The 14,679-nt window shown below is 40.9% G+C and carries 9 protein-coding genes; 6 read left to right on the plus strand and 3 right to left on the minus strand.

What is annotated here, in order from left to right; all coding sequences use genetic code 11:
• Nucleotides 1-21: 21 nt before the first annotated feature.
• The 6 genes from HDC90_RS10245 (at nucleotide 22) to HDC90_RS10270 (ending at nucleotide 10,158) form a co-directional block, all read left to right on the plus strand.
• Complete coding sequence (locus tag HDC90_RS10245) at nucleotides 22-1,749, plus strand: alkaline phosphatase family protein (RefSeq protein WP_184465984.1); 1,728 nt, start codon at nucleotides 22-24, stop codon at nucleotides 1,747-1,749.
• A 7-nt stretch (nucleotides 1,750-1,756) separates the two neighbouring features.
• Nucleotides 1,757-3,256 (plus strand): M60 family metallopeptidase, encoded by a 1,500-nt coding sequence (locus HDC90_RS10250; RefSeq protein WP_184465986.1) that lies wholly within the window; start codon nucleotides 1,757-1,759, stop codon nucleotides 3,254-3,256.
• Nucleotides 3,257-3,281: 25 nt separating this feature from the next.
• Entirely contained in the window at nucleotides 3,282-5,024 is a 1,743-nt protein-coding gene (locus tag HDC90_RS10255; RefSeq protein ID WP_184465987.1) for an alkaline phosphatase family protein, read from the plus strand.
• Between the two features lie 94 nt (nucleotides 5,025-5,118).
• The gene (locus HDC90_RS10260; RefSeq protein WP_184465989.1) at nucleotides 5,119-7,368 is read left to right on the plus strand and encodes a hypothetical protein; all 2,250 of its coding nucleotides are present in this window, start codon (nucleotides 5,119-5,121) and stop codon (nucleotides 7,366-7,368) included.
• A gap of 325 nt (nucleotides 7,369-7,693) precedes the next feature.
• Nucleotides 7,694-8,890 carry a glycoside hydrolase family 88 protein gene (locus HDC90_RS10265; RefSeq protein ID WP_221451828.1) on the plus strand — a complete coding sequence of 399 codons (1,197 nt, stop codon included), beginning with the start codon at nucleotides 7,694-7,696 and terminating at the stop codon, nucleotides 8,888-8,890.
• Between the two features lie 8 nt (nucleotides 8,891-8,898).
• A complete protein-coding gene (locus tag HDC90_RS10270) occupies nucleotides 8,899-10,158 on the plus strand; it encodes a DUF2264 domain-containing protein (protein ID WP_184465992.1) in 1,260 nt (419 codons plus the stop codon).
• Between the two features lie 177 nt (nucleotides 10,159-10,335).
• Here the strand turns inward: HDC90_RS10270 and HDC90_RS10275 are convergent, their stop codons facing one another.
• The 3 genes from HDC90_RS10275 to HDC90_RS10285 form a co-directional block, all read right to left on the minus strand.
• Nucleotides 10,336-10,968, minus strand: coding sequence for a TetR/AcrR family transcriptional regulator (locus tag HDC90_RS10275; protein ID WP_184465994.1), 633 nt, complete (start codon nucleotides 10,966-10,968; stop codon nucleotides 10,336-10,338).
• Between the two features lie 187 nt (nucleotides 10,969-11,155).
• Entirely contained in the window at nucleotides 11,156-13,816 is a 2,661-nt protein-coding gene (locus HDC90_RS10280; RefSeq protein WP_184465996.1) for a carboxypeptidase-like regulatory domain-containing protein, read from the minus strand.
• Between the two features lie 9 nt (nucleotides 13,817-13,825).
• The gene (locus HDC90_RS10285; protein WP_184465999.1) at nucleotides 13,826-14,665 is read right to left on the minus strand and encodes a GLPGLI family protein; all 840 of its coding nucleotides are present in this window, start codon (nucleotides 14,663-14,665) and stop codon (nucleotides 13,826-13,828) included.
• Nucleotides 14,666-14,679 lie beyond the last annotated feature (14 nt).

The following is a 14,679-nucleotide window of genomic DNA, read 5'->3' on the forward strand; positions in this document are numbered from 1 at the left end:
TTGTTAACCAAAAAGCTTACAATGAAAAATAAAATAAAAAAGCCGGCATTTAGTTACCCACTGGCAGTCCTTTTAATAGTGGCCTTGGTGGCCGTTTTTTCTTGCAATAAAGAACTGGCCGATAAAAAAGATTTCTCGAATAATACCGGAGGTGAAGTGGCCGATGCCCAAAAGCAAAAAGTATTGTATATAATTGTTGATGGTGCCCGTGGCGAATCTATTTTCAAATCGCCTACGCCTGTTCTTTCTCGCATGATTAAGAATGGTATGTTTACCATCAATTCCGTATCAGACGAAAATGGTTTAAACGCCACCTCATGGGCCGATATGCTTACTGGTTATGATAAAACCAAACATAAGGTGGTTAGCGAAGATTTTGCAAACAATAAACTGGCCGATTACCCTATGTTTTTTAAGCGTGTTAAAGATAATACCACGTTAAGAACCGCCGCATTTGGTATTTCGCAAAGCTTAAGCAGTAAGCTCATTAGCAATGCCGATGTAAACAGCACTTTTGCTACAGACGAGGCGGTAAAAACAGCCGCCTTAACAGAGCTCGCCAATAACGATGCGGCAGTGATATTGACTGAATTTCAGGGGGTAGATAAGGCAGGAGCGCAATATGGCTACGATGCCAGCATACCCCAATATGCAGCTGCCATCAGTACCATCGATACCTACATTGGCGAGCTCAACAATGCCATTAAGGCACGGGCCAGCTATAGCAAAGAAAACTGGCTTATTGTAATCGCATCCAACAAAGGCGGCGCTTATCCGGTTATTCCGGCTTTAATGGATCAAACCCTGTACAGTAAGCCATTGTTAAACAGCTTTGTCATTTTATATAATCCCAACTTTAAATCGACCATTTACAATAAACCAACTAATCTAAATTCCCTTCCTTACTACGGAACTTATGGAAAACTGAATGGCGATACCCTGGCCAGTACCGATGCTGCCAAATCAAATATCTACAATTTTGGCACTACAGGAGAGTATACCGTAGAACTTAAGCTAAAAGTACAGGCCCTTGGTACACTCAATGCACCTATTTTCTTTAAAACATCGAGTCCGGCCAACAGTACAACCGGTTGGTGGATCATCCACAACGGATCAAACGGTACCTGGCGCCTGGGTGGTTTAGCATCAGCCGCCATCGCTACCCCAACCAGCAAAGCTATGGAACTTAATACCTGGTATAACATTGGGTTTAAGGTTTATTTTGTGGGTACAGTCAGGTATGTACAACTCTATCAGGATGGCGATCCGGTGGGGCCAGCTACAGTAATAACCGGTAGAAATGCAAACAACAGCGAGCCTTTAATAGCTGGCTACCGCTCTGGTTATGGCAATAGCGCAGCACAGTTTATCACCGATATCAGGATTTTTAACGTTGCCGTTCCCGATGCTACTATTAAAGATTTTGCTTGCCAGGTAGAACTGGATAACAGACACCCATACTATAATAACCTAATCGGCTATTGGCCATCAATAAACGGCGCCGGTACTTTAGTTAAAGATTACAGTAAATCTAAAAACGATTTTGTTTTTCAGAAAAGTCCGCAGTGGACAAGCTTTGAAGATTACGACAGTAAATTCTGTATCAAGCCAACCCCGGCACTCTATGAAAAAGTTCCGAGAGGTATTGATTTGCCCCGGTTTATTCTGGGTTGGCTAAACATCAATGCAACCGGCTTTAACCTCGATGGAAAAGTTTGGACGCCTATTTACAACAATATTTTAAAATAACCGAGCGATGAAAAGTAGAAAAATAATCGGCTTAACTTCAGCATTCGCCATGCTTTTACTGCTTACACAAGCGTGTAGAAAAGATTACGGCTACGCTTTTGAAGATGGATACAGCAAAACCGAGGTAAAAGATACCTTTGGCAATCAGGAGCTCGATACCTCCAAATACAAAATAGACCGCTCGCAGTTTAACCTGGCCAGGGTTTTTCCGGGTTTGGTATCCATTACGGAGCCACGGCTTAAAAGCAGCAAAGTAACACTCGATTTCGATTTTGTATACGCCAACAATGCCAATTTACGCATTTCGGTACCGCCACAAGGCTGGTTCAGTACCGGTATGTATGCACCAGCTGGCGAGCTGATCCAGGTAGATGTACCCGCTGGCGAATATGGTATGACGGCACAGATTGGCGCCTGGGATGATGACTTGACTAACCTGCAGACCAAACTTAGGGCACCGGTTATTTACAGTCGCCATACCCTGGCACCAGGTAAAAACCTCATCCGCAATCTGTATGGTGGGCAGGTGTACATTATCCCGCCAAGGGCGCTGGGCCATAAGGTTGAATTCACTTTTACCGGTACGGTTAAATCGCCTGATTTTGTACTGGGCCAAACTACCGACGAAGAATGGAAGGCCATGATGGCTAAAACTACCGTACCCTTTTTCGAACTGCGTGGCAAACGGATCATCTTTACCTTGCCCGTATCACGTTTAGCCAAATTCCCTATTGCCAGCCCAACAGCTTTAATGCAAACCTGGGATGAGCAGATCCTGCACGGTTACTGGGAATGGTATGGCTTATCAGAAAATGCTGCCGATGCCCGCGATTTAAACCCGATGTTGCCATGGCGCATTGTGCACGATATCCAGCCATCGGTGGGGGCACAGCATAGCGGCTATCCGGTGGTGGCTACCGCCAACGACAACTATTTTCAGCAAGCGGTAACCCTTAGTGGCATAATTGGCCAGAACTGGGGTACCTACCACGAGCTGGGCCACAATATGCAAATGAATAATACCTGGAACTTTGAGGGTAATGGCGAGGTTTCGAACAATATCTTCTCCTTTAAAGTAATGAATTATTCAGGGCAAAAACACAGTATTTACCAGCGAATTATGCCACCTGCACTAACCTATGTAAAGATGTCGCCAGATTCCACTAAGAATTATGCCGCGATTCCTGCTACTCTGGATGCTAACGACGTAAGACTAGGCATGTACGCCCAATTGCTGGAACGTTACGGTTATGGCTTTATTACTTATTTAGTAACAGAGGCCAGGCATGCCCGGTTTACTTCCAACAGCAATCAGGATAAGATCGATTTCTTTTATGAACGTTTATCAGAATATACCCGTACAGATATGCAGCCATTTTTAGCGAAATGGGGTGTCAAGGTAAGTATCGTTTCCAAAACAAAAATCTCGCAGGCTAAGAACGCCGATGGTAGCTTCAAATACCCATTGCTTACCGAAACGGTCTGGTTGTTTGATCCGAGTAAATAATATTATAATAATATAAACTAAACCAATGATGAAGAATTATTCACTTTGTAAAAAAGAATACAGCGTATTAACCATACTGCTATTGTGTGCCCTTATTTTTGGTTGTAAAAAATATTACGATCCACCGGCAGTTTTCGAGAAACAGGAAATTGTTTCGGTAAAGAAAAGAAAGGTTTTGCTGATCGGTATCGATGGGGCAACGGGCGAAGATATGAAAAAAATTATGCCGCCGGTTATCAGTTCTATACTGCCCAACAGTAAATATTCGTGGCAGAGCAGGAGCGACGCACCTGTAAGCGATGCAGGTACCTGGAAGAATATCATGACGGGTATTGCTACCATTCATAATATACAGGACAGTACCTTTATCGTTCCGGAAAGTGCCAGTGAGCACGATGCGGTGGTAGAGTATCCTTCGTTTATCGAGCGCCTGCAAGCTACACCTAAAATGCGCTATTCGGTAGCCATTTCGCCCTGGCAAAGCCTTGTCGATCGCCTACTGCTTTATGCTGATGAGCCCATTGCCGTAAACAACGATGCGGCCGCTGCCGATACCGCGGTAAAGAAAATTGGCATTAGCAAAGCCGATTTAGTGGTGGTAAACTTTAACCAGGTAAACCAGGCCGGATTAAAATACGGTTACTCGGCCGATGTACCCGAATACAAAACTGCCGTAACGCAGGTAGATACCTACATTGGCAAACTGCTCGATGCCCTTAAAGCCCGTAAAACCTATGCCAACGAAGAATGGCTGGTAGTTATTACCTCTAACCACGGCGGTATTAACAAAGGCTTTACCAGCCAGACTGAGCGCGAGCGCAACTCATTTAATCTATATTACAACCCTGCCTTTAAGAAAGTAGAAATCGATAATATGCCTTTAACCGATGGCTTTTTATTTCCGGCAGCTAAAGCCGTTACAGATGTAAAAGCAGTACTGGCTTCTGCCAATGCAGCTCTTTACGATATAGGAACTACGGGCGATAAAACCATGCAGCTAAAAGTACAGGTAAAATCGACAGGTGGCGCAAGTGCCCATGCGGTAATCTTATCTAAATTAAATGCTTCATATGGTACTGTTAATGGTTGGGAGTTTATGGTAGAGCTGAGTGCAACAGCAACCCGGAGATTTAGAGTGGTGATGGGCTACAACAGTTCAACACTCATTTATGTATATGCACCCGCTAATTTCGACTTAAATAAATGGTATGCTATAACTTTAAAAATCTATACCGATGCCGGTAAAAGAATGGCTGTTCTTTATGTAGATGGTGTACCAGGAGCTGCAGTTGATATTACTGGCCGTAATATTGGTACGGTACCTTACGATTTGATCCTGGGCAACATCAACTCTGCGGTAAGTACTTCTTCGTATGCCGTAAACGATATTGCTATTTACAACAAAGCCCTTTCTGATGATGAAATTAAAAGTTTCACCTGTAGTGATGGTATAAAAACAACTGATCCGAGCTATGCCAATTTAATTGGCTACTGGCCATGTAAACAAGTAAATGGCACCAAATTACTCAATCAGGCACCTGGAGCCATAGGCAAAGACCTTATTTTAGGCGGCAATGGCGGATCCTGGACTCCACTCGAAAAAACAGTATGCAATGCTACAGCACCATCAGGCAATACCATTATGGCGGTTTCCAATTCCGATATCGCCTCGCAGATTATCTATTGGTTTGGTGTAAACATAAACGACTCCTGGAAACTGAACGGAAAATCGTGGCTGAAACTGTATGAAGTAGAGTTTTATAAATAAACAGCCCGTTCAATAACAAAAAACAAATGGTGATGGATTGGCAAAGCTAGCCCGCAAACCCATCCATCACCATTTTGAACCCAAACCAAACAGCATGAAAAAATCTTACTACATCCTCATATTGGGGCTAACCTTAGCTCTGGCCGCCTGCAAAAAGTTTGCAACCGAAGCCTTTAACGATACCACCACCAACAAAGAAACTTTAGCCGTTAAGGTAATTAATGACGACGACCAGTTGCCTGTTGCCGGGGTTAAAGTAATCATCAGCCGCCAAACCAGTGCTTCTGGAATATATACCCAGGTAGATACCATCAGAACTGATAAAAACGGTCAGATAACAACCAGATTACCTTATCCCAATAATATAAAAGTAGAAGTAGATACCACATACTACCACAAAGGAGAACAAGCCGTTTATTTTAATAGTACAGCAAATCTGGTTTTGCATACCACACCTAAGTATGGCATGGGCCCGTTGAATATTGATGTGAAAGATCAGGGTAATGTGAGTATTCCTAATTTCCCTTTATTGATAGATACCAGAGCACCGGGAACTGATAGCTATACCTCTACCGGAGGGCTGGAACATGCGGGAGCTGATGGACAGTTAATTGTATCCCTGCCTTATCCAAATTTGGTAAGGGTAATGGTGGGCGATACCATGAAATACTTCCCTGATACCCTTACTGCAACCCTTAAAAATATAAAAGGAGCCGCTGTTAGTCTTGTTGCAAAACTTAAGCCTTTAACTGTGCCTTTAGAGATTACCGTATTGGATAAGGATAATAGCGCATTCTTGCAAGGTATTGATGTAGCTGTTTTACAAAAACTGACTGGCCAAACTGATTTTAAAGATATTGGACTTGTTGGCACAACTGGCAGCGATGGGAAATTGATTTTGAATGCTCCATTTGAAGGTGAGGTAAAAATTAAAACAACCGATCCGGTGTTCTTTTATCCCGATTCTGTAATTACCCGTCTGGCTTATGATAAAAATCGGAAAGTAACATTAAAATCAAAGAAACTTACTCCAAAAGCTCCTGTAGACTTAACGGTTTACGATCAGGCAAACAATCAGATCTTACCTGGCGTTAAGGTTAACGTAAGTTCGAAAGTTACTGGCGAGACCGCATTTAAATTAGATACAACTGCGGTTACCGACGAAAATGGAAAAATGAGTATACGTGTACGTTTCTCTGGTGATATGAAATTTGAAGTCGTAAATGACACTTATTTTGGTTCGAAATCAATTACTGTAGCAAATACGGGATCAACAGCTAAACAGGTTAGCTTGCCATTAACGGTTAAAACCGCACCATACCCAGAGCCAATACTCACCACTTTGATGATAAGTTCGCTTACTTTGAATAACGGAATTACCTTAAATGCGCCAACTGATGTGGCCAACGATAAACGGGGCAATATTTACATTTGCGATCAAAACAACAACCGTATTGTACGCGTAAGCAGGAGTGGAAATACCACGGTATTGGCCGGAAGTGGTACGGCAAGTAGTGTTGATGGCGTTGGAACAGCAGCAACATTTAACAAGCCAAAGGGCATGGTGTTGAGCGATGCCGGCACTGAACTATATGTTACAGAATACTCCGGTAATAAAGTGAGAAAAATATCCATTAATCCAGCTAATATGGTAGGTACGGTAACAACCATTGCAGGCAGCGGAACAGCTGGCACTGCAAATGGCGTTGGAACAGCAGCAACCTTTACCAATCCTTGTGGCATTACACTAGATGAAACGGCTGGTGCGTTATATCTAACTGATATTTCTGCCAGTACATCAACTGGTAGCATTCGCAAAATAGTTTTAAGCAGTAATACCGTTACCACAATTGCTGTATCTGCATATTATCAGGCCACGGCAATTGCCTTAACCCCCGATAAAAAATATCTTTATGTAAGCGGTATGGGGAATACTGGATTTAGCTCTACCGAAAGCCAACTATTTAAAATCACACTTTCCAATAATGCAAAGTTGATTTTAAGAGGAACTAAAACTACTAATTATAATGATCCTTCTGGAATATTTATTAGCAATGGAGGTATTGTTCTTATTAGTAATGAGAAGGCAAATTCTATATCAAAATTAACAAGTGAAATAGCTAATACCTCAACGTTTGATTTGGTGGCTGGCTCAGCTACCGATGACTCCATTACAGCATTTAATGTTGTAACTGGTACTGCAGGAAACATTGATGGAACGGCTACCAATGCCAGGTTTAATAAGCCCTGGAGTATAAAGTACGATACTTACGGTGGCAACTTCCTCATCGCTGATCAAGGAAACAACAAAATCAGGATAATGAAATCCAGTACTATTAATTAGTAAATACAAGCTGTTGATTATCGGCCACTGATGAGATTGCAAAAAAGGCTGCTCTCCGATAGGAGGCAGTCCTTTTTACAAATTTTAAAAATCCTATAGCAATGCATTGGGTATTATTTTTTAAAAGAATGATCGATTGCATAAAAAGCGAGAAGTAAAATAGATTGATGTAAAATTAGCGCTAGAAAGGCGTTTGATTACAGATTTTCTACCATATCATTTCCGATTTTCACCCCTTTTAAACTTGTAAAAGCACAAATTTGCCACAACCAATGTCAAAAGCCCAGGCTTAACACCAAATGAATTATACAAATTTACCTAAACGATGAAGAAATTATTGTGCGCCATATGTTTTCTGGCTACAGCAGTATTTGCTCATGCACAACAGGCAGCTGATGAAAAAAAGGCAATGAAAGACCTGCTCGACAAGCAGTTTGCATTTGCTCAGAAACAATATCAATTACTGGCCAAAAACACACCGGCAGAGCGCATGCCGAAAACCTATTATTCGAAAAATAATAAGCTGGAAACGAGCGATACCAAATGGTGGTGCAGTGGTTTTTATCCAGGTTCGCTACTTTATATTTACGAATATACCAGAGATTCTGCCACTTTAAAAGAAGCAGAAAAACGCCTGGCTATATTAGAGAAGGAAAAACATTATACCGGAAACCACGATTTAGGTTTTATGATGTTCTGTAGTTTTGGCAATGCCTACCGCATTACAGGTAATAAATTATATAAGCCAACTATCGATACTGCAGCGGCCGCTCTTGCCACACGTTACCGTCCGGCTGCTAAAGTAATCCAATCGTGGAATAGTAGTAAACAGTGGAAAGGCCCTGTTATTATTGATAATATGATGAATCTTGAATTACTGGCGTGGGTATCAGATCATGGCGGCGATCCTAAATACAGGGAAATTGCTATCAATCATGCCAATACATCACTTAAAAACCATTTCAGAGCCAACTATAGCTCTTACCATGTAGTAGATTACGATATGACTACTGGTAAAGTACTTAAAAGAGGTACCGCTCAAGGCGCATCAGACGAATCGGCCTGGAGCCGTGGCCAGGGCTGGGGATTATATGGTTATACCATGATGTACCGCTTTACCAAAAACAAACAATATTTAAATCAGGCAAAGAACATTGCTAAATTTATCCTTAATCATCCGAATATGCCTGCCGATCAGGTTCCATACTGGGATTTTAACGCACCGAACATTCCAGATACTTACCGCGATGCCTCTGCCGCCGCGGTTATTGCCTCTGCTTTGTTGGAATTAGGGCAGTACGCAACAAAAAGCGAACGAAAATTATATGTAGCCGAAGCCAAGAAAATGATTGTTTCACTTTCATCTGAGTCATATACAGCAAAGCCGGGCGAAAACGGCGGGTTTTTGCTCATGCACAGCACGGGGGCCTTACCCCTCAAATCAGAAGTCGACGTTCCACTGAGCTACGCCGATTATTACTATCTAGAGGCGCTAACACGCTACAAAAACTGGTATTTATAACACACAAAATGGAAAGAAGAAAATTTATAGGAGCCTTGTCATTAACTGGGGTATTTGGGCTGTTTAATCCTAATGAAGTTTTATCTGCTGCAAAAGTTAAGAGCAACACAGGCACTCCGCCAAAAAACGACAGAGAATATTGGTATAAACTGCTATATAAAATTGCAAGCCCCGTGGTTTCCAATTTAGCCAACGGAACACTCATTAAAAATATGCCGGTGGTTACAGCACCTAAATTCGACTCCAGAACACCTGCGGTATCGTATTTAGAAGCCGTTGGCCGTACCTATGCCGGTATTGCACCCTGGCTTTCGTTACCTGATGATACCACTACTGAAGGCGTTTTAAGAAACAAACTGAAATTACAGGCCATCCAGGGCTTGGATAGCTGTTTTGCAATAAACAGTCCTGATAAATTAAATTTTACCAAAGATTATCAGCCGATTGTTGATTCAGCTTATCTGGCACAAACTTTTTTAAGGGCCCCTAAAGCTTTGTGGGAGCCTTTAAAGCCAGAAACAAAACGCGAAATTATTGCATCTTTTAAATCATTAAGAAACAGAAAACCCTTTAAAAATAACTGGTTGTTATTTGGTTCTATTACCGAAGCCTTTTTATTATCGATTGGCGAACAGCATGATGAAAGCCGCCTAAATGAGGGGGTAGATACACTAAACGCCTGGTATAAAGGAGATGGCTGGTATGGCGATGGCGTTAACATGGCTTTTGATTATTATAACTCATTTGTGATCCACCCGATGATGGTAGATACACTTGCCGTGATGCTGGATAAAAAGCTGATTAAAAAAGAACGGTATGATCTGGCTGTAAAAAGGATGCAGCGTTATGTAGTAGGGCAGGAGCGTATGATCTCTCCTGAAGGAACCTATCCGCCAATTGGGCGTTCAATTACCTACAGAACAGGTGCTTTCCAGGCATTAAGCCAAATTGCCTTAATGCATAAGTTACCAGCCACTATTCAACCAGCCCAGGTACGTTCTGCCTTAACTAAAGTTAAACAGAATATATATGAAATACCTGGCACTTTTGATGCAAAAGGATGGTTGCAGCTTGGTTTTTGCGGACACGATCCGGAAATAGCCGATTATTATACCTCTACAGGTAGTTTGTATATGGCTACGCTATCCTTCCTTCCTTTGGGCTTACCCGCTACCGACGAATTTTGGGCTGCACCTTCGGCAGAATGGACATCGAAAAAAGCCTGGGCAGCAAAACCCTTTGCTAAAGATTATCACGTAGATTTTTAACCTTAATATCTTAATAAAAAGGGCGCATCAGCATTTAAATTCGATCCCTCGCTTGTATGAGCCTGTTGAAAACCTTTTATTGCTAAAGCAAAATATTTGACCTTCAACAGGCTTATCAATAACTGATTTAGTATTTTTAATTTAAAACCTTTTTAATGCGATCTTATTAAAGAGTGGTTACAGATATGCCCATTCAATAATTTGTTTAATAGTGTTCTTTACTTCAGCCTGTGCTTCTGCTTTCCTAATATCAATCCCACACATCATACCGTTATTGGTATGGGCAATCAAGGTCATATAATATATACCCCCTATTATAAGGGCAGCAACCGGCCTAATATTTTTGTCTTTGTCTTTAAAGTATTCGTCAGTAAGTTCACTAAAAAACAGCTCACCCAGATACTCGCGCCGCTCATTCAATTCTTCCAACGTTTTTGAACTTTCGCACACGCCCCAGCTGATGATCCTCCGCATTTCTTCATTTGCAATTAAAGAATCGAGCTGATCTTGCAATAAATGATACAACACTTCTTTGCCAAAGTCGCCTCTGTTCTGCTCAATTATTTCTTTTGATTGATCGATGTTTAGCGTATAAAAATCGCTACTGTTCAAGTATTCCTTAACCAGGCCTTCCATACTGCCAAAATAATCATAAACCAATTTTCGGTCTACTTCTGCCTGTAATGCTACCTTGCTAATGTTAAGACCTGTAAAACCGTCATTTTTTAATATTTTACCTACAGCAGCCAGAAGTTTTTGTTTTGTCCATTCTTTATTTCTGATGGGGCCATTGGTAGGTTTTCTTGTCATTGGTTTTTTTGGGTTACAACAATTTCATGATCTCTGGAGATTATCCAAATATATATAATGCAGATTTAATTGTGCTATCTTTTCAGCATAACCAGATTGAAACGATTCTATGCTGTCATATTCCCCGAGATTATTAGTCTATCTGATCAAAATTCGCTCACACCGGTTCGTTTAAAGCTAATGCAGCTCAAAAAGTAAAATAATATTTCAATAGAATTGTCCGCATTCGTAGTGGAACCTGAACTACCGACAGCTGATTTGTACTTATACTGATCTGCTTATATAAGTTTTCGCCAGTTACATTAATGCCCTGAAGTTCAAAGTAGCTCTTCCATTTTGCAGGTGTATATTTCAAATTAAAATCCAGAAAATGATTGGGCACTGCCTGTTGCTGCAGCTCTTTGTACAAACTAAAGTTATAAGTAAAATGATACGATAACTGAGTGTTGATATTATGCTCCCAAATGGCCTTAAACTTTTGCACCTGAGTAGTATTTCTGATATTTTGGTTGATGGTGTTTTGGTCATTTATGAATTTGCCTGTTTCTGCAGATACAGAAACCGTTACTGCTGTCGATATTTTTTTTCGCAAAGTTGTTGCAACGTTGATGTTTTTAACGCTGATAGGTGATATTGCATTGTTATAAAAGGTATAACCTTTTTCCAGCGTGGCCTCAGCATTTAAAGAAAGACTTAGCCCCGCAAAGAATAAATATTTTGAAGCATAACTACTCAAGGTATATTTATGAGATCTGTTTTCATAACCAATCGCTGTAGATTTAGTTAATCCCTTGTCAATTTCAAAGGCATTAATAAAGTTCTTTTTGGTTCTTTCGTAGTTGAAATTTAAATTATAAAAAAGCATTGCTATCGGTCTTCGATAGTTATATCTGAGTGTAAGTGTATTTAAATCGGTTTTGGGTAAGGGCGATTTATTCGAATTAAATTCCCTGTAATTCACCAAGATATTACCCGCATAAATATCTGCCAATTCTCCAAATGCGGTTCGTTTAACAAACCTGAGATTAAATTCGCTATAGCGGCCCACACCTTTTCGGATATCAATTACCGGGTTGGGCGAAAAATACCTGTTTCTGTTTACTGTTTTTATTATGCCATCATAAGTAATAAAATTAAAGGTTGGCATTGCCTCCATACTAATAGAACCCTTTTCTAAAGGATAAATTGCTGCAGCTTTCGCAAACAGGCCCAGATTATTAAATGTTAATGCATTTTTAAACCCTTCACCAATCTGCATCACCAAATTTGTACTGTCTGTTTTATATATTCCGCTGTTTAATTTATTGCGCTCGAAAGAAGCTCCCATTGATACAGAAAGGATTACTTTGTTGAATTTTGTTTTTACAGTTGCCATTTGGTTCATGAAAAAACTTTTAGTCTGTACCTGCTGGTTAAGCTTGAGGTAAGCAACGTTGTTGTTCACCATATTTGCCTGAACTCCCGGAAAAATCTGCAGGTCTTCATTGGAATTATAATACTGAACCAGGCTATTGTATTGTAGTACCTTATTGGGCCCAAACGCTTTCACCATGTCGGTTTCATTACTTAATGATGAGTAGCCGTTAGCCAGCTGCTGTGTAAGTTCCTGCCCGTTTTGGATTGTGCTGCCCTTTTTTTTCCAATCAGGTAGCGCAAGCCTGGTCAGCGATTTTATATATATCCGTTTACTGTTTTTTTCCAGCTGCCCCTCAACCTGCCACTGGTTCAGCCTATGTAAGTGGTTTTGTATTTCGTTGTAACTAATGGTATCTGTACCTATAAAATAATCGGCCGTATTATTAAAATCGTACTTTCTTTTCAGTTGAAGAGTGGCCATATTCAACCGAAGTGACCAGTCTGATTTAAGTTTCAATAAAGCGTTGGTATTAATTGAATTGTCATTGTTTTTTAGGTAATATTTCTCAGCAAGCATTGGTGCCCCGGCGCCCGTTAGTGCAAGCAGGGAAACAGGGGTTTTTAAACTCGTTTCCCTATTAAATGATACGCCTATTTCTGCATTTTCGTGCTCCAGATTTTCGCCGGTATTGTTTGTCTTGAAGCTGTTAATACTTTTAATGTTTGCTTTAAGGATCAGGTTGCTCAGTTCAGCGCTGTAAGCCTTATTCCCCAAAGCCACCTGGCCAGTATTAATGGTAATTGCCCGGGCGCTATCAGTAAGTTTAAGGTTTAAGGAAACATTATTGGTAACCACATAGCCATTCAAGGCTTTTATAGGCTGGTCTCTTTCAATAACCTGTACCTGCATAACCGCATTTACCGGCACATTAGCCGTGGCAAGCCTGTATCTCCCTTCCAATAGGTTATCCCCATCCAGGTAAACTTTCGATATCGGTTTACCATTGTAGCTGATAACGCCTTTTTCATCAACCTTTATGCCCGGCAACCGCTCAATCAGGTCACCGATCGTCCTATCATTCTGATCCTGAAAAGCTTTTACATTATACTTTAAAGTATCGCTCTCCAACGATATCTTTTTCTTACTGGTTATATTCACCTCTTTTAACAGGGTCACCTTCTTTTTAAGGATAATGTTAAATGGCTGGTCCTTATTGCCAGGTATAGGCAATACCAATTGTTCGTAACCCAAAGCGGTAACTTTTATGGCCAAGCTATCATGAGGTGCAACACAGCTAAAATAACCACGCCCGTCGCTTCTGGAAAAAGCTATACCTGCTCCATTTTTAGCAATAACAGAAATTGAAGCTGCTGTGATGGGGTTGGCAAGGCTATCCTTTACAAAACCATGCACTGTTACATGCTGCTGTGCCGTCGCCTCGTATACTAATAACGATAGGCATAGGTATAAATATAAACCTTTTAAGTACAAGCTGCTGATTTAGGGAATTAACTCCAGAGGATAGTTTATCGAAGTTTTTTTTGGGGCTGTTTTAGCCGCGCCACTACCTTTAACGGCTACTTTGTCTACGCTAACCCCATCACCAAAATTTTCTATGCCAAAACCCTCCAAATAGGCCTGTTTCATGCGCTCATATTCGGGTTTTGTAGTCGGGATCAGCTTCGCTGGCAAATCCACTGATGCCGTTTTTTGAAAACTGCCGTCTGTTACTATTTTAGTACAGGTAAATTTAATGTAATAGTGGTCATCGTAGGCTTCCAAAATAATTCCCGGCAGCCCTTGCAGTTTCCACGGACCAAAGCTTGCCGGTATGTCTGTGGTAAACCATACAGTATACCTTCGCCCCTTAACCATCCCCGTAGCCATTTGGCAGGTATAGCCCAGCAACTGTTTGGTTTCTGTACCTATACTCCAGTCGGTTTTTTTTAGCGGCTCTTCAATCAGATAACTTTGGTCATTATAGTTTTTTACTACGCTTAACGTCCCATTGTTTATGTAAAGGTCATCCTCGGTTGTAGGCAAAAACAAACCCATATTAATGCCATTGCTATTCGTTTTTTCTGCCTCCTTTAATTTTGCCTGCATGGTCGAATCCTGCTTTGCTCTGGTTAAACTTGTATAAACAGATTTGTCTCCTTTAAAAACCAGCATAAAATCTTCTGACATCACCTTGCCAAGTTGGGTAGTATCTTTTATATGATAAAATTGGTAATAGGCAATGCCTGTAGGCGGTTCTGTTGCCCCGGTTTTTTTATAGTTGAACGAATATAAAAGGCATAAAACCAATGCCGTTACCCAAAAAAATAAATATCTGTGCATCCTTTCTTAATTAA

Origin of the sequence: Pedobacter sp. AK013 (assembly GCF_014205835.1) — a bacterium.
Classification (GTDB): Bacteria; Bacteroidota; Bacteroidia; order Sphingobacteriales; family Sphingobacteriaceae; genus Pedobacter.

Excerpts from the sequence above, each read along its gene's own strand:
- HDC90_RS10245 (WP_184465984.1), top strand. The coding sequence starts at position 22 with ATGAAAAATAAAATAAAAAAGCCGGCATTTAGTTACCCACTGGCAGTC.
- HDC90_RS10250 (WP_184465986.1), top strand. The coding sequence starts at position 1,757 with ATGAAAAGTAGAAAAATAATCGGCTTAACTTCAGCATTCGCCATGCTT.
- HDC90_RS10255 (WP_184465987.1), top strand. The coding sequence starts at position 3,282 with ATGATGAAGAATTATTCACTTTGTAAAAAAGAATACAGCGTATTAACC.
- HDC90_RS10260 (WP_184465989.1), top strand. The coding sequence starts at position 5,119 with ATGAAAAAATCTTACTACATCCTCATATTGGGGCTAACCTTAGCTCTG.
- HDC90_RS10265 (WP_221451828.1), top strand. The coding sequence starts at position 7,694 with ATGAAGAAATTATTGTGCGCCATATGTTTTCTGGCTACAGCAGTATTT.
- HDC90_RS10270 (WP_184465992.1), top strand. The coding sequence starts at position 8,899 with ATGGAAAGAAGAAAATTTATAGGAGCCTTGTCATTAACTGGGGTATTT.
- HDC90_RS10275 (WP_184465994.1), bottom strand. The coding sequence starts at position 10,968 with ATGACAAGAAAACCTACCAATGGCCCCATCAGAAATAAAGAATGGACA.
- HDC90_RS10285 (WP_184465999.1), bottom strand. The coding sequence starts at position 14,665 with ATGCACAGATATTTATTTTTTTGGGTAACGGCATTGGTTTTATGCCTT.